Raw genomic sequence first — 20915 nt, 5'->3', positions numbered from 1 at the left:
ACCTCAAAAATACCTATTAAAAGCGATAACCTAAAGATAAGCCGGCTTTAAACATGAAATCATTTTGAAAATCTTCTGGGTTAATATTTCTACCTAGACCGCCATTGAGTTCAATGGTGAATTTTTGACTTCTGGTTGCCCATTTATAACCACCACCAAGACCAAGGGCTACTGTAGAGTAGTCATAATTTCTATTTCCTAAGTTCGCTGTATCTTCGTCATCTTCACCTGTGTAATAAAGACCGAACACTTCAGCAAAAAGACCGCTTTTTGGTCCATAACCAAAATATGCTCTCAAGTTAGGACCTATTCCAAAATTACCGTTGTAATCTGTTGATTTTCCATCAAAATATAGTGTGCCACCAATACTGGTGTCTTCGTTTATGTAATACTCATAGCCAAATTCTACAGTAGAGGTTACCAAAAATTGACCAATGTTCAGTTTTACTTCGTGGCTATTTTCATCATTATAATAAGCTTGAGAAAAAGAAGAAGTGGTAATGAAAACTAAAAGAGCTGAGAAAATAAACTTGTTCATGATATGCGTTTTAAAATGCAAATAGTTTTTAAAGCTGTGAAATTATGATTTTATAAGAAAGTATGCACCTATAATCCTTAACTCTTTTTATTTTTAAACAAAAAAAGATAGATGAAAATCATATCCTACAATGTTAATGGAATACGTGCGGCGTTAAGAAAGGGTTTTTTAGATTGGTTGAGTGCAGTATCGCCAGATGTTGTTTGTTTGCAAGAAATTAAGGCAAATGAAGATCAACTAGATCTTACGTTATTTGAAAAGGCAGGCTATAAATATAATTATTGGTATAGTGCTCAAAAAAAAGGGTACAGTGGTGTGGCTATACTATCTAAAACAGAACCGGATAATGTAGTTTTTGGTACAGGCATAGATTATATGGATTTTGAAGGAAGAAATATTCGGGCAGATTTTGGAGATATTTCTATCATGAGTATGTATTTACCTTCAGGTACCAATATGCAGAGGTTAGATTTTAAACTTACGTATATGGCAGATTTTCAAGAGTATGCCAATGCTCTAAAAAAAACTAATCCTAATCTAATAGTTCTTGGTGATTATAATATTTGCCATGAAGCAATAGATATTCATAATCCTGTAGGTTTAAAAAACGTATCGGGCTTTTTGCCAGTAGAAAGAGAATGGATAGGAGAATTCATGAAAAGCGGGTTTATAGATAGTTTTAGAGAGTTTAATTCTGAGCCAGATAATTATACATGGTGGAGCTATAGGGCTAATGCAAGAAATAATAACAAGGGTTGGCGTTTAGATTATGCTATGGTAGCTTCGCCTTTGAAAGACAGGTTATCAAGATCTGTAATTTTATCCGAAGCAAAACACAGTGATCACTGCCCTATTTTAATAGAGGTAGAGAGTTAACGAAATGGATGCCATCACCCTGATTATATTTAGTAATTTTACATTTAAAGATTGCAAATTTTAAGCTAAATGATTTATACCAATTTACCACATACAGATATTGAAGTAAGTAAAATATGCTTGGGTACAATGACCTGGGGTAATCAAAATACCGAAGAAGAAGGTCATGAGCAAATAAATTATGCCATAGATAAAGGTGTTAATTTTTTAGATACGGCAGAGTTGTATCCTGTTCCTGCACATAAAGATAGATATGCCGCTACTGAGAAGGTTATTGGTAATTGGTTTAAAAAAAATGGTAATAGAGAAGATATTGTACTAGCTTCTAAAATTGCAGGAAAAGCTGAAATGACGAAGTTTATTCGTACTACCGGTTTTACCAGAGAATCTATTATTGAAGCCGTCGAGGGGAGTTTACAGCGTTTGCAGACGGATTATATAGACTTGTATCAGTTACATTGGCCGGAAAGAAATACCAATTATTTTGGTCAAAGAGGTTATAAGCATGATATAGCTGACTATTGGGAAGATAATGTTCATCAGGTTTTAGAAACTATGCGTGACTTAATTCGCGAAGGTAAAATTAAGCACGTGGGTATATCCAACGAAACTCCTTGGGGTACAATGCGTTTCTTGGAAGAAAGTAAAGTTCATGGAACACTGCCAAGAACAATAACCGTTCAGAATCCTTATAGTCTATTGAATAGATTGTTTGAAGTTGGTATGTCTGAAATTTCTATGAGAGAGCAAGTAGGCTTGTTGGCATATTCGCCAATGGGTTTTGGGGCATTGAGCGGAAAATACTTAGGTGATAGAATGCCAGAAGGCTCTCGTTTAAGTCTATTTCCCCAATATAATAGATATATAGGTGATAGCGCTGTTGAAGCTACAAAAAGGTATTATGAATTGGCACAGGGACAAGGTCTTAGCTTAGCGCAAATGGCACTGGCATTCGTAAATACAAGACCTTTTGTAACCAGTACCATAATTGGAGCTACCAGTATAAAGCAATTAGAAGAAAATATTGGTAGTATCGATGTTGATCTTTCTGAAGATGTTCTAAAGGAAATAGAGGCTATTCATAATTCAATACCAAACCCTGCACCATAAAATGGGAAGTCTAGTATTTTTAAAAGTCGGATTTGGGCAAATTGTACTTATTCTAGTGGTAATAGTCATTATAATGGTATTGGCTAGAATAATGAGAGATAAGCGCTAACTAAATAAATTTGAGGCAACCTCTTCAATCTTTGAAGCCAATAAAATTTTGATTTTGGTTGATTTGAGACCTATTTTATTACTTTTTGAGACAATTATGGTGTCGTAGCCTAATTTTTCTGCCTCAAGAATACGTTGCTCTACACGCTGTACGGGTCTAATTTCTCCGGCAAGTCCAACTTCGGCCGCAAAACAAATTCCTTTATCAATAGGTATGTCTTCATTACTTGATAAGATAGCGGCAACGACTGCTAAATCAATAGCCGGGTCATCTACGGAAATACCTCCGGTAATATTCAAGAAAACATCTTTAGCGCCTAATTTAAATCCTGCACGTTTTTCTAGCACTGCCAATAGCATGTTTAATCTTTTGACATTGTAGCCTGTTGTAGAACGTTGAGGTGTTCCATAAACAGCTGTACTGACCAATGCCTGGATTTCAATAAGTAAAGGGCGCATACCTTCTACTGTAGATGCAATTGCGGTACCGCTTAAGCCATCATCGTTTTTCGTTATCAATACTTCAGACGGGTTGTTTACTTCACGCAGGCCACTGCCTTGCATTTCGTAAATACCTAGCTCTGCAGTTGATCCAAATCTATTTTTTAATGATCTAAGAATACGATATACATAATTGCGGTCACCTTCGAACTGAAGAACAGTGTCAACCATGTGTTCTAAAATTTTAGGTCCGGCAATAGACCCATCTTTAGTTATATGCCCAATAAGTATAACAGGTGTATTGGTTTCTTTTGCAAATTTTATAAGCTCGGCTGTACATTCTCGTATTTGAGAAATACTGCCTGCAGCAGATTCAATATATTCTGAATGAAGGGTTTGTATAGAGTCGATAACGACAATATCGGGTTCTGCAGTTTCAATCTGTTTAAAAATATTTTGTGTTTTCGTTTCTGTAAGAATAAAACAGGTTTCACTGTTTGGGTTAATTCTGTCGGCACGCATTTTAATTTGTTTTTGGCTTTCTTCACCAGAAACATAAAGCGTTTTGTAAGGTAATTTTAATGCTATTTGAAGTAGTAGGGTACTTTTACCAACACCAGGTTCACCGCCCAATAATACTAAGGCACCAGGTACAAGACCTCCGCCAAGAACTCTATTGAATTCAAGGTCAAAAGTATTCAGGCGCACTTCTTTCTCAATACTTATTTCATTTACTAAAAGAGGTTTAGAGACTCTTTTTGCTGTTTGGGAAGAAGCTTTCCAGCTGGACTTTTCTTCCTTTTGTACCACCTCTTCAACAACGGTATTCCATTGTTTACAGGCAGAGCATTGTCCTACCCATTTAGCATATTGAGTGCCGCAATTTTGACAAAAAAATGCAGTTTTAGTTTTGGCCATCTTTAGCTTTTATCGATAAAAGCTAAAGGTAGCAAGAAGTTTGAAATGATAGTGTTTAAGAATAAAATTATGCTTTAATTTTCACGGGATTTCTCTTTTTTAAAAGCACTAAAGGCGAGGAAAAATGATGCCCATGCCATAAATAGGGCAATGCCGTTATAGGTTAAGATAAATTCTCCTTTTAAACCAAAATAAGTAAAGAGCACTCCGGAGAACACGAAGTACATTGCGTCAATTTTAATCATAATTAAGTAGGTTAGGCTAATTTGGGAATAGCCGTTTATTTAATATAATATTTTTTAAAAACCGAAATCGGCTTTCAGTGCATCCATTTTTTCAAGGGCCATTTCTTTAGTTAAAAAATCTATTTCTTCCATTTGAAATGATTTTTCAAATGTTCTTAGTGCTTTTTTGGGCTCGCCAAGTTGTTCATAATACTCAGCTTCAAAATAAAAACCTAACATAGTCTCTGGGTATTCCTTTTTGCAAAGGTCAGATAAAGGTTTTAGCGATTCAAAATCTTCTTTTTTTCTAGAAGCGGCATATATAGCCATAATATCGTTTAATTCAACAGGCTTACTAAAACCGAACATATCCACAATACCTTGGTATTTATTTTCTAAATAGTCATAAACCGGCTCTTCACTAGTTAATATTTGAGTTTTGTATTCCTTTGGGCTAATAGGCTTGAACATACCAAAGATATTATCGAACGCTTTTCCAATGCCATAGGTAGCAACAGAAATATGATCGGCGTTTGAGTATTCATCAAAGAAATAATGCAGAGATTCTTTCTTAATAGCTTTAAGGTTCTGGTCCATTGCTAAAATTTTCTGCTTGTGACTGCTAGCCTCGCCTTCTACAATTAGCTGGTAGAAGATTTGATTTTCAAAAGAATCTAAACGCATAGGTACTCTGTTTTCCATCTCTGGGGCAAGAGTAGGTGAAATACTTACGTAACCATCAAATATTGAATTGTCTTTAAACAACCAATAGTTCATGAAATTAGCGGTAATGTCATACCCAACAATCATTTTAAATGGGGCAGTGTTATAGTTAAGATCTAGATAGGGGATCAGTTCCATGCCGATAAACTCATAAAAACTCTTACCTTTTTCAGACGGTAATCCGCTATCTGAATCAAAGCCACAATCTTCAAATCTTAAATCATTTTCGCTTTGGTTTATACCTATAACAATACTTTGCGGCATACCGTGAAATCGACTATAAAATTTTGAATTTGCTACTACTTGTTCAAATAGATATTCGCCGTCAAGTACAATGATTAAAGGGTACTTTTTGGTTTCGTCCATGTTCTCGGGAAAGTAGTAGTTTACATCTCTTCGCTCTTGAAGTTTAAAAGATTCGAAGATTTCTTGTGTCACTTGAGCATAGGAAGTAATTCCAAATAAAAGTGCGAATATTAAAGCTGCATAACGCATAAAAGAAGATTATTAGTTTGTAGAAACTATTTACTACGGTTTAATAACGGTAATAAAAGAAAAGATATTGCACCAAAAACAACTATCATTAGAGTCTGTGCTATCCATATTATCCATCCAAAGGCGTCACCAGATACTGCACTGATTCCAAATATGGCAAGAGCACTGCTTACGGCAATGGGGTAAAGACCAATGCCTCCGTTGGTAGTTGCCATTGCAAAAGCCCCAGCTACAAAGGCTACCAACAGTTGGCTAAGTGTAAGTGATATGGTTTCTGGAACGGTAAATTTTATAATCCAAAGCATACCAATATAGCATCCCCAAATGAAAAAGGTATGAAAAATAAACAGCCATTTATTTTTCATTTTGAAAATACTGAATACTCCGTCAAGAAGCCCTTTTACGAATGTTTTAATTTTTTGGGCAAATGCACTATTAGATTTTTTTATGATCAATATAAAAGCAAAGAATAAAGCTATTCCGCCTAATGCAAGAAATATGAGTCCGGTTGCATTGAAACCACGTTCTTGAAGAATACCCATAATAACATCTGTCTGTAATAAATATGCAATGGTTCCTACAAAAAGAAGCATAATTACATCGATAACTCGCTCTGTAACGATGGTGCCAAAACCCTTTTCAAAAGGTACATTTTCATATGTAGTTAGTGCTGTGGCCCTCAATATTTCTCCAGTTCTAGGTATACCTAAATTGGCAAAATAAGAGGTTAAAATTATAAGTATGTTATTGGTAATTTTTGGCTTGTATCCTAATGGTTCAAGAAGATAGTTCCATCTAACCGCTCTAGAAATGTGACCTAAAATACCTAGAAGAATAGAAAGTGAAACATAAATCGGATTAGCTTCTTTAATATAAAAGATTATTTGCTTTCTGTTTTCTGGTGTGGTAGAATTATAGGAGTACCAAACTAAAAAAACTCCCAAGGCTATTGGGAGTATGATCTTAAGGTTTTTTTTTAATGTATTCGTCAACGTTAGGTTAAAAGATTGTTCTCTTCATTAGGGAAAACTAATGAAGGGTTAAATTTCTTGGCATCTTCAATATCCATCCAAGTATAAGAAATTAAAATTAGAATATCGCCAACGGCTACTTTTCTTGCTGCCGCACCATTTAAGGTAATTTCTCCGCTTTTTCTTGGGCCTGGAATAATATAGGTTTCTAATCTTTCCCCGTTATTGTTGTTTACGATTTGAACTTTTTCGCCACGAATAAAATTTGCGGCGTCCATTAAATCTTCATCGATAGTAATGCTGCCAACATAATTAAGATCAGCACCGGTAACTTTTACTCGGTGTATTTTTGATTTAACTACTTCTATTTGCATATCTTATTTTAATTTAGGGCTATATTATCAATTAGCCTTACGTCTTCCACATAAACGGCAATAAACGCCCTGTATTTTACATTATTTATTTTATTCTTTATTGGTGTCAGTGTTTCAACATCAGTAATGTCAAAATATTCTAGTTGAAAATCACGGTTGTTTTCAAATTGATTAATCACCCAATCTTTAACGTTTAATGCATTTTCCGTGCCAAATTTACTTTTGGCAGTTTTTAAGGTTTCGTAAATAAAGGCAGCTTTTTGTCTTATGTTTTTGCTTAACCTTTCATTTCTGGAGCTCATTGCCAAACCGTGGTCTTCCCTGATAATCTTGCAACCTATTATTTCTACGGGAATATCCTGTATTTCAGTAAGCTTTTGAATAATGCGTAATTGTTGAAAATCTTTTTCTCCAAAATATGCTCTTGAAGGTTGTACTATATTGAGCAATTCTTCTACTATTGTACCGACTCCATTAAAGTGGTCATCTCTAAATTCACCTTCCATAACTTTGTCTAACCCTTCAAAATCATAAATTTTTGGAACAATAGTGTTAGGGTATATTTCAGAAACTTCTGGGGTGAATATGATGATTTTTTCTGATATGGCAGAAATTAAATGTATGTCGGCTTCTATTGTTTTTGGATATTTATCTAGGTCTTCTTTGTTGTTGAATTGTGTAGGGTTAACAAAAATACTTACAATGATATTTTCATTTTCTTCAACTGCTTTTTTAATAAGCGATGCATGCCCTTTGTGAAGTGCGCCCATAGTGGGTACAAGAGCTAGGTCTCGTTTGTTACCTAGATTTTTAAGTTCTTCTTTGAGCTTGGTTTTGGTCTGTATTACCGGCATTGAAAAGTTCATTAGCGAGCAAACTTACTATAATTACTGCTAATCTCTATATTTTTTGTAATTTTGCAGTTGCGTTCCAGTGAAAAATAAAATATAACCTTTATGAATGGTAAAAAGATATTATTTGTATCTTCTGAATTAGTTCCTTACTTACCCGAAAACGAAGTTTCCCTTATGTCTTATGAAGCGCCTAGAATGGTCAACAGCAATGGTGGTCAGATTAGGATTTTCATGCCTAGGTACGGGAACATTAATGAGAGAAGGCATCAATTACACGAAGTAATTAGATTATCAGGTATGAACTTGGTCATTAATGATATGGATATGCCATTGATTATTAAGGTGGCTTCCATACCAAAAGAAAGAATTCAAGTTTACTTTATTGATAACGAAGAGTACTTTAAGCGTAAGGCTACGTTTACAGATAAACAAGGTAATTTGTTTCCGGATAATGACCAACGTGCAATCTTCTTTGCAAAAGGAGTTATGGAGACGGTTAAAAAATTAAATTGGTCACCAGATATTATCCATGTTCATGGGTGGATGGCAAGTTTATTGCCATTGTATTTGAAGAAATATTATGCTGACGAGCCTTTATTTGCGGACAGTAAAATAGTTTTATCTGTTTACGGTAAAACATTTGAAGGTTCTTTGGATAAGGATATGATCAAGAGAATATCTTTTGATGGTATTCCAGAAGAAGAAATTGCATCTTTAGGTGAGCCTACCTATAATAATTTGTTAAAGGTGGCTGTTGATTATTCGGATGCGGTTATTTTAGCTTCGGAAGAAATTCCTGATGAATTAGAAAACCATATATCTAGCCAAGAAAAACCAGTGTTACCATATGTGCCTGTTCAAGAGTTTGAAGAGGAATATGCTAATTTTTATAACACCGAAGTTTTAAAATAATCTGAATGAATTTTATTGCTAAGTCCGCTTTCCCTAAGTTTTTAGGGTTGTTATTGATATTGGGTGTTTTGGTTTCATGCGAGCAAGACTTAACTACTGTGGGGTCGGGAGTTGTTGGTAACGAGCCTTTTACTACCGGTACAGAAGTGTACGATGTTTTTGCATTTAACAAGAACATTGAGGCAGTTCAAACCAATAAGCTTGATATTTATCAATTAGGTACATATAATGATCCCGTTTATGGTAAAACAGAGGCTTCTGTAACTTCGCAATTATATTTAAGTACGGCAAACCCTTCTTTTGGAAGTTTTTCTCAAGAAAAAGAGGATAGAGCAGGTGCTACAGATGAGTCAATAACCACCGTTCAAGAAAATGAAACTATTAAAGAGGTATATCTGTATATACCCTTTTTGACAAACGCTAGTTCGTTGGATACGGATGGTGATGGTGTTGCAGATGAATTTGATCTAGATCCAGCTGATAGCAATAATGACAATGATGGAGATGGTGTTTCAAATATTATAGAGACAGCATCTAATACAGATCCTTTGGACAGCTCTAGTGTTGATGAAGATCGTGATGGTGTTAACGATTTTGACGGTACATCTATTTTTTCTGATAATTTCGCAGAAAAAGTAGAACTAGACAGTATCTATATTAATGGTGTAAACTATGATGACGTTGCTAAAAGTCCACTACCTTCTTTTAATTTAAAGGTAGAGCGTTCAACCTTTTTCTTACGTGATTTAGATCCAAATGCAAGCTTTCAAGAAGTACAACAATATTATTCAAATCAAGTATTCTCTCCTGATTTTGTTACTGGTGACCCACTATTTGAAGGTGTAGTTGAAATTATTGATGAAGAAATTTTAATTCAGAATGAAGATGACGATTCAACTGAAGATGTAGATGAATCTCAAACTTTTACAAAACTACAACCGGGTATTAGGGTTGCGTTGGATAATGAATTTTTTCAGACAAATATATTAGACAAGGAAGGGAGTTCAGAGTTAATTAGTCAAGCTAACTTCACTGAGTTTATTAGGGGGCTTCATTTTTCTATAGAAGATGAATCTGGTAACGATGTGCTTTTTATGTTTAACTTAAATAGCTCTAATATTACTATGACTTATAGTTATACCAATTATGATACTAATGGTACAACAGATGATACTAGTGATGATAACCCTAATAATATATTGGAGACTGATTTTACTTTTTCATTTTTGACATTGAGTACAACTGGCGTTGTTTCCGGTAATGCAGTAAATACTATTATAACTGAAGACTACGATCCTCAAATTCTTCAAACTTTAGATAGCAATGAAAATGTTTCAAGAATTTATTTAAAAGGAGGTCCAGGTACTTATGCTGAAATTAATTTATTTGAAGAAGATGGCGGTGAAAGTATTATTGAACAAATTAAAAGTGAGAATTGGGTAATTAATGAAGCTAATTTGGTTTTCTATATAGATAGAGATCAGTTAGATGCTGTAGGTAGTACATTAGAGCCTCCAAGATTATATTTATATAATGCTGAGAATAAATTTCCTTTAATAAATACAGCTACAGATGTAGCATTTGCGGAAACAGGGACCCCGAATTTATTTGCATTTTATCCAGATTATGATGGAGTTATAGAGAAATCTAACGGAAAAGGAATTCAGTATTCGGTAAAGATTACAGATCATATAAATAATTTGATTGTTCGAGACTCTGCTAATGCTACTTTGGGATTAACACTTACAACAAATATTCAAAATTGGAATATTGCCGATGCAAAGGTTACTAATGGAGAAGAAGAATTACCTATTACGTCAACAGTGACTCCGCTAGGAACGGTCTTGTTTGGTAGTAACGTAGATGTTGCCGACCCTAATTATGAGAAGAGGTTGAAATTAGAAATATCCTATACTAAAGCTCAGTAAACGATTTAATAGTGATTTTCGTCATTTAATTAATTGTTGACATACCACTTCTACATTATTAACGTTGTATAACCTAAATGGCATAAATCTTACGCTTATTTTTTAAGCTTAGGGTTTTAAATTAAATTTTTCAAATAGAAATATTAGTATGTGCGGAATTGTTGGTTATATAGGTCATAGGGATGCTTTTCCTATTGTTATAAAAGGACTTCAAAGATTAGAATATCGTGGTTATGATAGTGCGGGTATTGCATTATATGATGGCAATCAAATCAATCTAGCTAAGACAAAAGGTAAGGTTGAGGATTTAAAGAATAAAGCTAAAGAAATATCTCAGGCCGGTAGTATTGGTATTGGTCATACACGTTGGGCAACACATGGTGTTCCAAATGATGTTAATTCTCATCCGCATTATTCCAATTCTGGAAATCTTGTTATAATACATAATGGAATCATTGAAAATTATGAATCTATTAAGCAGGAATTGACTAAACGTGGATATACATTTCAGTCAGATACAGATACAGAGGTTTTGATTAATCTTATTGAAGAGGTTAAGAAAACCGAAGGTGTTAAACTTGGTAAGGCAGTTCAGATTGCACTTAACCAAGTTGTAGGTGCTTATGCCATTGCGGTTTTTGATAAAGAAAAACCAGATGAAATTGTAGTAGCTAAATTGGGTAGTCCATTAGCTATTGGTATTGGTGAAGAAGAATTTTTTATAGCTTCAGATGCTTCGCCATTTATAGAGTTTACTAATAATGCTGTTTATCTTGAAGATGAGGAAATGGCTATTATAAGATTGGGGAAAGAAATTAAGCTTAGAAAAATTAAGGGAGATGCCGTTGCATATCCAAGAATCTTGGAGCTTCAAATGAATCTTGAGGAGATTGAAAAAGGTGGTTATGATCACTTTATGTTAAAGGAGATTTATGAGCAGCCTAGAGCTATAAAAGATACTTATAGAGGTCGTTTATTGGCTGATCAGGGTCTGGTAAGAATGGCGGGGATTGATCTTAATATGGAAAAATTCTTAAACGCTAATAGAATTATTATAGTAGCATGTGGTACTTCATGGCATGCTGGTTTGGTTGCTGAGTATATTTTTGAAGATTTGGCAAGAATACCTGTAGAAGTAGAGTATGCTTCGGAATTTAGATACAGAAATCCGGTTATTACGGATAAAGATGTTTTAATTGCAATTTCACAATCTGGTGAAACTGCAGATACTTTGGCTGCTATTAAATTAGCTAAAGAAAAAGGAGCATTCGTATTTGGGGTTTGTAATGTTGTTGGTTCTTCTATTGCAAGAGAATCAGATGCTGGTGCATATACACATGCGGGACCTGAAATTGGGGTAGCTTCTACAAAAGCATTTACGACTCAAATTACGGTTCTAACGCTTATGGCTTTAAAATTAGCGAAGGCAAAAGGTGTTTTCTCTGAAACAAAGTATAGAGAATATTTGACAGAGCTAGAGACGATACCAAGTAAGGTAGAGAAATCTTTGGAATCTAATACGCTAATAGAAATTATAGCTGATGTGTATAAAGATTCAACTAACTGTCTTTATTTAGGTAGAGGATATAATTTTCCTGTAGCTTTAGAAGGTGCGCTTAAATTAAAAGAGATAAGTTATATTCATGCAGAAGGGTATCCGGCAGCTGAAATGAAGCACGGTCCTATTGCGTTGATTGATGAACAAATGCCAGTTTTTGTAATTGCGACTAAGAAAGGGCATTATGAAAAGGTTGTAAGTAATATTCAAGAGATAAAATCTAGAAAAGGTAAAATTATAGCAATTGTTACAGAAGGTGATGAGCAGGTTAAAGATTTGGCAGATCATGTTATTGAGGTTCCAGAAACTTTAGAAAGTTTAACTCCGCTTTTAACGACAATTCCTTTGCAATTACTTTCGTACCATATTGCAGTAATGAGAGATTGTAATGTGGATCAACCAAGAAACCTTGCTAAATCGGTGACGGTAGAATAGATAAATTTTTATTTAAGTTATATAAAGGGACATGGTTCATTTCATGTCCCTTTTTTTATGGGTTTAAGTAGCGTAAAATGTAAATAATACTATCGTTTTTAATAATATTGGTAGGTTTTTGTTTAATTTTTAGTAAAATGTTATTTAAAAGTTAATTGCGTATATCCCAATAATTGAACCATTTAATTATTAAAATAATACTATGCGTGCATAATTTTTTTGAAATTACTATTATCCATGTGAAATTATCTGTATCTTAACCCTCAACTAATTTTAAACTTTGATAAAGAATGAGAGCAATACTTCTTTTAGCATTGATGATTGTGGGTACTTTAGGGTACTCTCAAACCAATATCAGTGGTAATGTTGTTGACCAAAACAATGCGCCCATCCCAGGGGCCAATATTGTTATCGTTGGCAAAACCATTGGAACAGTAACAGATTTTGATGGTAATTTTAATTTGGCTACATCCGAAGTGCCACCTTTTAAGATTGAGGTGTCAAGTATTGGGTATACGAGTACTACTGAAAGTATTACGAGTGCAAACCAGAAAATAACGATAACCTTAAATGAATCACAAACCTTTTTAGATGAAGTTGTTATTTCGGCTTCTAGAACACCAGAACGTATTTTCGAATCACCGGTTACCGTTGAAAGAATTGGTGTCTCTGAAATTAAGAATTCAACTGCTGCAGATTTTTATGGCGGATTGGAAAATTTGAAAGGGGTTGATGTAAATACGAACAGTTTAACTTTTAAGTCTGTTAATACAAGAGGGTTTGCTTCTTTCGCCAATACACGTTTTATGCAGCTTGTAGATGGTATGGACAATTCTACACCGGCACTAAACTTTCCTATCGGGAATTTAGTTGGACTAGTGGAGCCAGATGTATTGAGTGTAGAATTGTTGCCAGGTGCATCATCTGCACTTTATGGGGCAAATGCATTCAATGGAATTTTGTTCATGCGTAGTAAAAGTCCGTTTGATTATGAGGGTATTAGTGTTTCAATAAAGCAAGGTATTACTTCTCAAAAGGCTGCTGGTGATAATTCTTATACTGATTTTGGTATTAGAGCTGCACATAAATTCAGTGATAAGTTTGCGGCTAAAGTCAATTTTGGCTACCTAAAAGGTACTGATTGGGCTGCAACAAATGTAGATGATAGAAATACACCAGGAGGTACACGTGATAATTTAAATTATGATGGTATTAATGTTTACGGTGATGAGGTTTCTACAAATATTAAAGAAGTTGCACTAGCCCTGGAGGGCTTGGGTGTTTTGCCTTCTGGCGCTAATGCTTTAGTTCCTTCAGAAATCGTTAGTAGAACTGGATATAATGAAAGTGATCTTACTAATTATAATGCGGAAAGTATAAAAGCTGATTGGGGATTGTATTATAGACCAATAGAGGATAATAGCTTGGAAATTTCTTACGTAGGTAAAGTCGGTACGGGTAACACAATTTATCAAGGTACTAATAGGTACAATATTGCTGGTTTTTTTCAAGAACAACACAAATTAGAAATCAAAAATGACAATTTTTTTGTAAGAGGTTATGTGGTTGCTGATAAGGCAGGTGATTCTTATGATATGGTGTTTACTGGTATTAATATCAACAGGTCTTGGAAAGATGACAATACTTGGTTTGGTGAATATACAGGGGCGTATGTGCAAGCAACATTAGGAGGTGCTACTGATCAACAGGCGCATGCAGCTGCTAGGGCTCAAGCTGAATCTGGTAGGCTCTTGCCGGGTACACCGGAATTTGAAGCTGCTTTTAATGAGGTTATTAAAGATCCGGATTTAAGTGTAGGGTCACAGTTTTATGACCAGTCTAAATACTATCATGCCGATGGTAACTATAACTTTAGTCATTTGATTGATTGGGCAGAAATACAAGTTGGTGGTTCTTTTAGAGAGTATAGCTTAAATTCTTTAGGTACAATATATACTGATTCGGAGGAAGACGGTCCAATTGATTATTCTGAATTCGGAATTTACTCGCAGATTCAAAAGACACTGCCAATGTCGGGAGAAAAAAGTTTAAAATTAACCGGGTCCTTACGCTATGATAAATCAGAATTTTTTGATGGTTTTTATTCTCCAAGATTATCTGCAGGTTATACCTTGAATAGAAATCATAATATTAGGGCATCTGCTCAAACTGGATTCAGAAACCCGACTACTCAAGATCTTTTTATTGGATTAGATGCTGGTAGAGCAATTTTGGTAGGGTCTGCACCTGATAATTTAGAGCAGTATTCAAGAGATTTTGATGTAAGTGCTTCGGGTCAGTTATTAGGTCAATCTTCAACGGTTACTCAGACAGGTACAGCAGCGTATAACAATTCTTATTCTGCGGCTTCAGCTACGGCTTTAGCTGAAACAGGTGATCCTTCTGTTCTTGAAATTGCTAATCCAGATTTGGTTAAACCAGAAAAAGTAACATCTTTTGAAATTGGGTATAGGGGTAAGGTTGATAAAGTAGTTATTGATTTTAGTACCTATTATAATAGTTATGAAGATTTTATTTCTCAAGAAGTAGTTGTAGCTCCATACTACGGAGAAGTTGGTGATGGCGGTCTTTCGATTGCGGCGATAGCAAATGGTGATTTTCAAGCATATAGTACTTATACTAATACCGATGCTAATGTTAATTCTTATGGGGCATCTTTAGGTCTTGATGTTAAAGTCTTGGGTAATTTTGATTTAGGGGGTAGTTATACTTTTACGAAGTTAGATTTTGACCGTGAGGCTAATCCGGATGTTATGTTGAATTTCAACACACCTGAACACAAGTTCAAAGCATCTTTTGGTAACAAAGAATTGTTTGAAAATTTTGGATTTAATGTATCCTATAGATTTAGTGATGATTATTATTGGGAAGCTACTTTTGGCAATGGTGTAATTCCAGAATTCCATGTTGTAGATGCTCAAATTAATTATGATGTTCCAAGTATTAAATCTTCTTTCAAATTAGGAGGTACAAACCTTACTAATAAAGAATATTACACGGCTTTCGGTACTGGCTTCATAGGTTCTATGTACTACTTATCTTGGACAATTAACAACTAATTAAAATCAAAAGTTGAAATGAAAAACTTAAAATATTTATATATTTCTTTAGGTATATTGGCTTTTACGTCTTGTAATGATCCTGAAGATGTTGATCTTGAGCCAGAAGTAATGGCAGAAGAGTTGCCGGCATTAACAGCTGGTTCGGCAGATTTCTCTAATTATGTTTCTTTAGGAAATTCGTTAACGGCAGGTTTTACTGATGGAGCATTGTTCCAAGCGGGTCAAACCTTATCATTACCAAATTTGCTTTCTCAAAAATTTAGTCTTGCAGGCGGCGGTACATTTACTCAGCCATTAACTAATGATAATATTGGTGGTTTGGCGCTTGCAGGTACTGAAATTCAAAGCCCAAGGTTGGTTTTTGGAGGTGCGGGTCCGGTTCCTTTGGAGTCTGTAATTGGTGACGTTACTGTAACTACGGATATTGCATTGAACAACCCAACAGGTCCTTTTAATAATTTAGGTGTACCAGGTGCCAAAAGTTTTCATTTACTGGCACCTGGATATGGAAATATAGGTAATGTACAACTAGGTCTAGCAAATCCTTACTTCGTAAGAATGACTGGTACAACACCAGATATAAGTGTGTTAGAAATGGCAGTAAGCCAAGCACCTAGTTTTTTCTCTCTATGGATAGGTAATAATGATGTATTGGGTTATGCTACTACAGGTGGTGACGGTACTGATCCTATTACGCCTGTTTCTGGTGCGCCAGGTCAAGGTTTTGATGGTAGTTACGGTGCTTTGATAGCAACGCTAACAGCTGGTGGAGCACAAGGTGTAGTTGCAAACATTCCTAATGTAACAGATGTGCCTCATTTTACTACCGTGCCACATAATCCTCTAGATCCAACCGATGAATCCTTTGGAGCTCAGATTGCTACATTAAATGGAATTTTTGGTCAATTAAATCAAGTTTATGCATTTTTAGGGGTGCCTGAGCGTTCCATTGAGTTTTCAGAAACGCAAGCAAGTGAGGTAATTATTAAGGATGAAGAGTTAACTGATTTATCTGCTCAGATTGCTGCGGTATTAGGTGGTAGTCCAACATTTCCAGCTTTTGTACAATCATTTGGTTTACCGGTGGAAGCTGCACCTTTAGTAGCTGGATTATTAGGAAGTGTTTATGGTCAATCTAGAGAAGCAACGGCAGATGACTTGTTCGTTTTACCTAGTTCAACGGTTATAGGAACGGTAAATGTAGAATCAGTAGGTGCATTGATGGCTGCAGGATTGCCACAGGCATTAGCTGGTCAGTTTTCGGTTGAAGGTATAACGCTTCCGTTAGAAGATAAGTGGGTTTTAATACCTGAAGAGCAACAAGAAATTGCCGTTGCTACTGAAGCTTTCAATCAAATTATTGCGGCTACAGCTAGCCAAGCAGGTTTGGCATTGGTAGATGCAAATACGTTATTGAATCAATTGGCCAATGGTGGTATTACAAGTGGCGATTTCACTTTGCAATCAAATTTAGTGACCGGTGGAGCCTTCTCTTTAGATGGTATTCACCCTACTGCTAGAGGTTATGCATTATTGGCAAATGAATTTATGATAGCAATTGATGCTACTTATGGTTCAAATTTTAAAGAATCAGGTAGTTTGTTAAATGTAGGTGATTATCCTACCAACTACCCGGCAACACTTCAATAAATGGGTTTAAAATATTAAGATTTACAAGGCACTTTTTAAGTGCCTTTTTTCTTTTTTAAAAAAGAAAAAAAACAATTTTTCTTTAAAATTGAAAAGAGTATCTTTGCAGCCTGAAAATGAGAGTATTTTTCAGGTTTTATAAAACGCAATAAATAAACATATAAGTAATGTCAAAAGTTACAGGTAAAGTTTCGCAAATCATTGGACCCGTAGTTGATGTAGAATTTCAGTCAGGTGCAGATCTTCCTAAAATCTATGATTCCTTAGAAATTGAAAATAAGGATAAATCAAAATTGGTCTTGGAAGTACAATCTCATGTTGGCGAGAATACGGTAAGAACTATTTCAATGGATTCTACCGATGGTCTAAGTAGAGGGGTTGATGTAGTTGCTACAGGTAGTGCGATTCAAATGCCGGTAGGTGATGATGTATATGGTCGTTTGTTCAATGTTATCGGTGATGCTATTGATGGTTTAGGTGATTTGCCTAAAGCAGGTAAAGATGGTCTTCCAATACACAGAGAAGCGCCAAAATTTGAAGATCTTTCAACTTCTACCGAAGTATTATTTACAGGTATTAAAGTAATCGATTTGATCGAGCCTTATGCAAAAGGTGGTAAAATTGGATTATTTGGTGGTGCCGGTGTAGGTAAAACGGTATTGATTCAAGAATTGATCAACAACATTGCAAAAGGTCATGGTGGTCTTTCTGTATTTGCAGGTGTAGGTGAAAGAACTCGTGAAGGAAATGATTTACTTCGTGAGATGTTAGAGTCGGGTATTATTAAATACGGTGATGATTTCATGCATTCTATGGAAGATGGCGGATGGGATTTGACCAAAGTTGATAAAGAAGCAATGAAAGGTTCAAAAGCGACATTCGTTTTTGGTCAAATGAACGAGCCACCAGGAGCACGTGCTAGAGTTGCCCTTTCAGGTTTAACAATTGCTGAGTATTTCCGTGATGGAGCAGGTGAAGGCCAAGGTAAAGATGTACTTTTCTTCGTAGATAATATTTTCCGTTTTACACAAGCAGGTTCAGAGGTGTCGGCATTATTAGGTCGTATGCCTTCAGCGGTAGGTTACCAACCAACTTTGGCAACAGAGATGGGAGCTATGCAAGAACGTATTACATCAACAAAAAGAGGTTCTATTACATCTGTACAAGCGGTTTACGTACCTGCAGATGATTTAACGGATCCAGCACCGGCAACAACGTTTGCTCACTTAGATGCAACAACCGTATTATCTCGTAAAATTGCTGAGTTAGGTATTTACCCAGCGGTAGATCCATTAGATTCTACATCAAGAATTTTAACTGCTGATATTTTAGGTGATGAGCATTACGCTTGTGCACAAAGAGTAAAAGAGTTATTACAACGTTATAAAGAACTTCAAGATATTATTGCCATTTTAGGTATGGAAGAATTATCTGAAGAAGATAAGTCTGCGGTAGGTAGAGCAAGACGTGTACAACGTTTCTTATCTCAGCCTTTCCACGTTGCAGAGCAGTTTACAGGTATACCAGGTGTTTTAGTAGATATTAAAGAGACTATTAAAGGATTTAATATGATTATGGATGGTGAATTAGATCACTTGCCAGAATCTGCTTTTAACCTTAAAGGTACTATCGAAGAGGCTATAGAAGCTGGTGAAAAAATGTTGACTGAAGCTTAAATCTAGTAAACAGTTGGCGGTAACAGTTTGCAGTTTTGCATTCTATTACTGAGCACTGATTACTGAATACTGAAAAAATATGTATTTAGAAATTGTATCACCAGAGGCAACATTATTTGCAGGCGAAGTAACTTCGGTTACGGTACCAGGTATAAATGGTGAGTTTCAAATGATGAAAGATCACGCCCCAATTGTATCATTATTACAAGAAGGTAAGGTAAAGGTTGCAGGTAATATTACTTTAGATGAAGAATATGCCTCTAAGTTCACTAAAGATGCCAACGGAAATACAGTGTTACAAATTTCTAGCGGTACTATTGAGCTTAAGAATAATAGAGTAATTGTACTGGCAGATTAACTAGTACATTTAGTATAAATTAAAAAGGCTACACTTTTGAGTGTAGCCTTTTTTTATTCCTTTTTGTAAGCAAGAATATCTGCAGGTTGGCAGTCTAATGCTTTACAAATAGCTTCTAACGTAGAAAAACGAATTGCTTTGGCTTTGCCTGATTTTAGAATAGAAAGGTTAGCTTCTGTAATGCCGATCATTTCTGCGAGTTCTTTACTCTTAAGGTTACGGTCTGCTAGTACAGTATTTAAGTTAACGACTATGCTCATAATTATATGGTTAGGTCGTTTTCTTGTTTTAAATCATAGCCCTCTTTAATTAATTGGGCAACAATCAAGAGAAAAAATGCAATTACTAAAAGTGGTATTCTATCACTTAGGGCAGCACCAAAATCTCTTCCGAAGTTATAAGCTACAGATTCTCCTTTAACAGCAGGTTTGTTTAAAATATTTTCAAATACTCTAATAATAAATATACCGGCTGAATAAAATAATAATCCTCTACCAATAGCTGTAAAGCTGAAGCCGTTTTTTGCAGAAAAAACAGAATCTGTATGTAAGGTATAGATGGTTTTTCTGAATTTTATTAGAAGCCATAATACATAACTTAATAATATCAGATTGAAGATGACAAGAATTTGGTTAGAATTAGATGATATTATATCTGATGAAGAGATTAAATATTTTAATAATGACGCGCCCTTATCTAAAATTGACATAATCACTGTAAATATTAATAAGTTAACAAAGAGCTTAAATGCTGTGGTATAGTTTTTTATAAAAAAATTATTGTTTAACGATAACAAAAATATAAAAATTATTGAAAAACAATAATAAATTTAATAAAGATGATTGGTGTTATCTTTTTTTAATTTGATTTACAGAGCTTCATAGGTTTAAGTTGAATCTTTATTTCACACTTAAGTTTTTGCTTTTTAGCTAAAAGAATGCTGCTGGTGTTAGTGTTTTTTATATGGACCAATTTATCTAACAATTACTTTTTGTAATGATGTACCGTAAGGTGTTTCCAGTACTACTGCATATACACCAGTTGGCATACCAGAAATATCAAAAGGAATAGTATAATTTGTTTTTCCTCTTTCTCTTTCAGAAGCAATAAGTGTGTTAGTTACCATGTTAAATATTTTGATACTAACATCTCCTTCTTTGGTTAAGTTTACGTCTACTGAAAATATACCCGTTGTTGGGTTGGGATAGCAAATAAACTCTTCAACTACTTTTTGTCCATCGTTAGAGCTAGTTTCTTGTATTAAATTATCGGTAGGTATTACTATTATCTTTTTCGTTTGTTCCGCGATACAATTTCCTTTAGTAGTTATTAAGGTTATTTCATATTCACCTGCTTCTGCAAATGCAAACTCAACTTCATCTTGGTTTTGAGTCACGACATCGGCACCTAGGGGAACAATCCATTCAATACTATCTGGTAAAGGGTAACTTAAATCTACGGCTACTGCAGTTTCACCAACAAATACTTGGCTAGACATAGCAAACTCTGCATCTATTTCATCATTAGAAACATCAACACGTATGCTGCCCTGTGCTGTACATCCATTTTCTGTTTTAACAGTTACGGTATAATTACCAGTAATATTTAATACAACCAAGGGTGAAGTACTTGTAAAACCATTGTCAGAAGTCCAAGTATAAGTGGTAGATTCATCATCTACAG

Annotated in this window: 19 protein-coding genes; 9 read left to right on the top strand and 10 right to left on the bottom strand. The window is 34.9% G+C overall.

Features of this window, described 5'->3' with window-relative positions; translation table 11 throughout:
• Positions 1-16 precede the first annotated feature (16 nt).
• Positions 17-538, bottom strand: a complete 522-nt coding sequence (locus tag ABJI11_RS02345; RefSeq protein ID WP_348349059.1) for a DUF3575 domain-containing protein — start codon at positions 536-538, stop codon at positions 17-19.
• A 111-nt stretch (positions 539-649) separates the two neighbouring features.
• Between ABJI11_RS02345 and ABJI11_RS02340 the strand changes: the two genes are divergently transcribed.
• Both ABJI11_RS02340 and ABJI11_RS02335 read left to right on the top strand, forming a co-directional pair.
• Positions 650-1414 (top strand): exodeoxyribonuclease III, encoded by a 765-nt coding sequence (locus ABJI11_RS02340; protein ID WP_348349057.1) that lies wholly within the window; start codon positions 650-652, stop codon positions 1412-1414.
• Between the two features lie 69 nt (positions 1415-1483).
• Positions 1484-2524, top strand: a complete 1041-nt coding sequence (locus ABJI11_RS02335) for an aldo/keto reductase (protein ID WP_348349056.1) — start codon at positions 1484-1486, stop codon at positions 2522-2524.
• A 105-nt stretch (positions 2525-2629) separates the two neighbouring features.
• Here ABJI11_RS02335 and radA read toward each other — a convergent pair whose 3' ends face one another.
• The 6 genes from radA to panC form a co-directional block, all read right to left on the bottom strand.
• Positions 2630-3991, bottom strand: a complete 1362-nt coding sequence (radA, locus tag ABJI11_RS02330; RefSeq protein ID WP_348349054.1) for a DNA repair protein RadA — start codon at positions 3989-3991, stop codon at positions 2630-2632.
• 74 nt (positions 3992-4065) lie between these two features.
• Positions 4066-4236: a hypothetical protein gene (locus ABJI11_RS02325; RefSeq protein WP_348349052.1), complete on the bottom strand. Its 171-nt coding sequence runs from the start codon at positions 4234-4236 to the stop codon at positions 4066-4068.
• Between the two features lie 54 nt (positions 4237-4290).
• Positions 4291-5433, bottom strand: a complete 1143-nt coding sequence (locus ABJI11_RS02320; RefSeq protein WP_348349050.1) for an alpha/beta hydrolase-fold protein — start codon at positions 5431-5433, stop codon at positions 4291-4293.
• A gap of 26 nt (positions 5434-5459) precedes the next feature.
• Complete coding sequence (locus tag ABJI11_RS02315; protein ID WP_348349048.1) at positions 5460-6425, bottom strand: lysylphosphatidylglycerol synthase transmembrane domain-containing protein; 966 nt, start codon at positions 6423-6425, stop codon at positions 5460-5462.
• A 2-nt stretch (positions 6426-6427) separates the two neighbouring features.
• Positions 6428-6778, bottom strand: coding sequence for an aspartate 1-decarboxylase (panD, locus tag ABJI11_RS02310; RefSeq protein ID WP_276470845.1), 351 nt, complete (start codon positions 6776-6778; stop codon positions 6428-6430).
• 8 nt (positions 6779-6786) lie between these two features.
• Positions 6787-7644, bottom strand: coding sequence for a pantoate--beta-alanine ligase (panC, locus tag ABJI11_RS02305; RefSeq protein ID WP_348349046.1), 858 nt, complete (start codon positions 7642-7644; stop codon positions 6787-6789).
• A gap of 90 nt (positions 7645-7734) precedes the next feature.
• Here panC and ABJI11_RS02300 point away from each other — a divergent pair, with 90 nt between their 5' ends.
• The 7 genes from ABJI11_RS02300 (at position 7735) to ABJI11_RS02270 (ending at position 19232) form a co-directional block, all read left to right on the top strand.
• A complete protein-coding gene (locus ABJI11_RS02300; RefSeq protein ID WP_036157219.1) occupies positions 7735-8544 on the top strand; it encodes a glycogen/starch synthase in 810 nt (269 codons plus the stop codon).
• A gap of 5 nt (positions 8545-8549) precedes the next feature.
• The gene (locus ABJI11_RS02295; RefSeq protein WP_348349044.1) at positions 8550-10472 is read left to right on the top strand and encodes a DUF4270 family protein; all 1923 of its coding nucleotides are present in this window, start codon (positions 8550-8552) and stop codon (positions 10470-10472) included.
• Between the two features lie 148 nt (positions 10473-10620).
• Entirely contained in the window at positions 10621-12465 is a 1845-nt protein-coding gene (gene glmS / locus ABJI11_RS02290; RefSeq protein WP_348349042.1) for a glutamine--fructose-6-phosphate transaminase (isomerizing), read from the top strand.
• Positions 12466-12755: 290 nt separating this feature from the next.
• Positions 12756-15545 (top strand): TonB-dependent receptor, encoded by a 2790-nt coding sequence (locus ABJI11_RS02285; RefSeq protein ID WP_348349040.1) that lies wholly within the window; start codon positions 12756-12758, stop codon positions 15543-15545.
• Positions 15546-15563: 18 nt separating this feature from the next.
• Positions 15564-17198 (top strand): G-D-S-L family lipolytic protein, encoded by a 1635-nt coding sequence (locus ABJI11_RS02280; RefSeq protein WP_348349038.1) that lies wholly within the window; start codon positions 15564-15566, stop codon positions 17196-17198.
• Positions 17199-17365: 167 nt separating this feature from the next.
• Positions 17366-18874 carry a F0F1 ATP synthase subunit beta gene (atpD, locus tag ABJI11_RS02275; RefSeq protein WP_276493438.1) on the top strand — a complete coding sequence of 503 codons (1509 nt, stop codon included), beginning with the start codon at positions 17366-17368 and terminating at the stop codon, positions 18872-18874.
• A gap of 79 nt (positions 18875-18953) precedes the next feature.
• Positions 18954-19232 carry a hypothetical protein gene (locus ABJI11_RS02270; RefSeq protein ID WP_276493439.1) on the top strand — a complete coding sequence of 93 codons (279 nt, stop codon included), beginning with the start codon at positions 18954-18956 and terminating at the stop codon, positions 19230-19232.
• 53 nt (positions 19233-19285) lie between these two features.
• On the opposite strand, the gene ABJI11_RS02265 is transcribed toward ABJI11_RS02270, so the two are convergent.
• The 3 genes from ABJI11_RS02265 to ABJI11_RS02255 form a co-directional block, all read right to left on the bottom strand.
• Entirely contained in the window at positions 19286-19492 is a 207-nt protein-coding gene (locus tag ABJI11_RS02265) for a helix-turn-helix transcriptional regulator (RefSeq protein WP_276493440.1), read from the bottom strand.
• A 2-nt stretch (positions 19493-19494) separates the two neighbouring features.
• Positions 19495-19941, bottom strand: coding sequence for a DUF2975 domain-containing protein (locus tag ABJI11_RS02260; RefSeq protein WP_348349036.1), 447 nt, complete (start codon positions 19939-19941; stop codon positions 19495-19497).
• Between the two features lie 264 nt (positions 19942-20205).
• Positions 20206-20915, bottom strand: a 710-nt coding sequence (locus ABJI11_RS02255) for a T9SS type A sorting domain-containing protein (protein WP_348349034.1), incomplete at its 5' end; no start/stop codon positions are given.

The organism is Maribacter sp., from assembly GCF_039968975.1.
Classification (GTDB): domain Bacteria; phylum Bacteroidota; class Bacteroidia; order Flavobacteriales; family Flavobacteriaceae; genus Maribacter.
Note: the sequence above shows the minus strand (reverse complement) of the source record. Positions and strands in the feature narration are given on the sequence as shown.

Excerpts from the sequence above, each read along its gene's own strand:
- glmS (WP_348349042.1), top strand. The coding sequence starts at position 10,621 with ATGTGCGGAATTGTTGGTTATATAGGTCATAGGGATGCTTTTCCTATT.
- atpD (WP_276493438.1), top strand. The coding sequence starts at position 17,366 with ATGTCAAAAGTTACAGGTAAAGTTTCGCAAATCATTGGACCCGTAGTT.
- ABJI11_RS02270 (WP_276493439.1), top strand. The coding sequence starts at position 18,954 with ATGTATTTAGAAATTGTATCACCAGAGGCAACATTATTTGCAGGCGAA.
- panC (WP_348349046.1), bottom strand. The coding sequence starts at position 7,644 with ATGAACTTTTCAATGCCGGTAATACAGACCAAAACCAAGCTCAAAGAA.
- panD (WP_276470845.1), bottom strand. The coding sequence starts at position 6,778 with ATGCAAATAGAAGTAGTTAAATCAAAAATACACCGAGTAAAAGTTACC.
- ABJI11_RS02300 (WP_036157219.1), top strand. The coding sequence starts at position 7,735 with ATGAATGGTAAAAAGATATTATTTGTATCTTCTGAATTAGTTCCTTAC.
- ABJI11_RS02260 (WP_348349036.1), bottom strand. The coding sequence starts at position 19,941 with ATGTCAATTTTAGATAAGGGCGCGTCATTATTAAAATATTTAATCTCT.
- ABJI11_RS02345 (WP_348349059.1), bottom strand. The coding sequence starts at position 538 with ATGAACAAGTTTATTTTCTCAGCTCTTTTAGTTTTCATTACCACTTCT.
- ABJI11_RS02325 (WP_348349052.1), bottom strand. The coding sequence starts at position 4,236 with ATGATTAAAATTGACGCAATGTACTTCGTGTTCTCCGGAGTGCTCTTT.
- ABJI11_RS02340 (WP_348349057.1), top strand. The coding sequence starts at position 650 with ATGAAAATCATATCCTACAATGTTAATGGAATACGTGCGGCGTTAAGA.
- ABJI11_RS02295 (WP_348349044.1), top strand. The coding sequence starts at position 8,550 with ATGAATTTTATTGCTAAGTCCGCTTTCCCTAAGTTTTTAGGGTTGTTA.
- ABJI11_RS02280 (WP_348349038.1), top strand. The coding sequence starts at position 15,564 with ATGAAAAACTTAAAATATTTATATATTTCTTTAGGTATATTGGCTTTT.
- ABJI11_RS02320 (WP_348349050.1), bottom strand. The coding sequence starts at position 5,433 with ATGCGTTATGCAGCTTTAATATTCGCACTTTTATTTGGAATTACTTCC.
- ABJI11_RS02335 (WP_348349056.1), top strand. The coding sequence starts at position 1,484 with ATGATTTATACCAATTTACCACATACAGATATTGAAGTAAGTAAAATA.
- ABJI11_RS02265 (WP_276493440.1), bottom strand. The coding sequence starts at position 19,492 with ATGAGCATAGTCGTTAACTTAAATACTGTACTAGCAGACCGTAACCTT.
- radA (WP_348349054.1), bottom strand. The coding sequence starts at position 3,991 with ATGGCCAAAACTAAAACTGCATTTTTTTGTCAAAATTGCGGCACTCAA.
- ABJI11_RS02285 (WP_348349040.1), top strand. The coding sequence starts at position 12,756 with ATGAGAGCAATACTTCTTTTAGCATTGATGATTGTGGGTACTTTAGGG.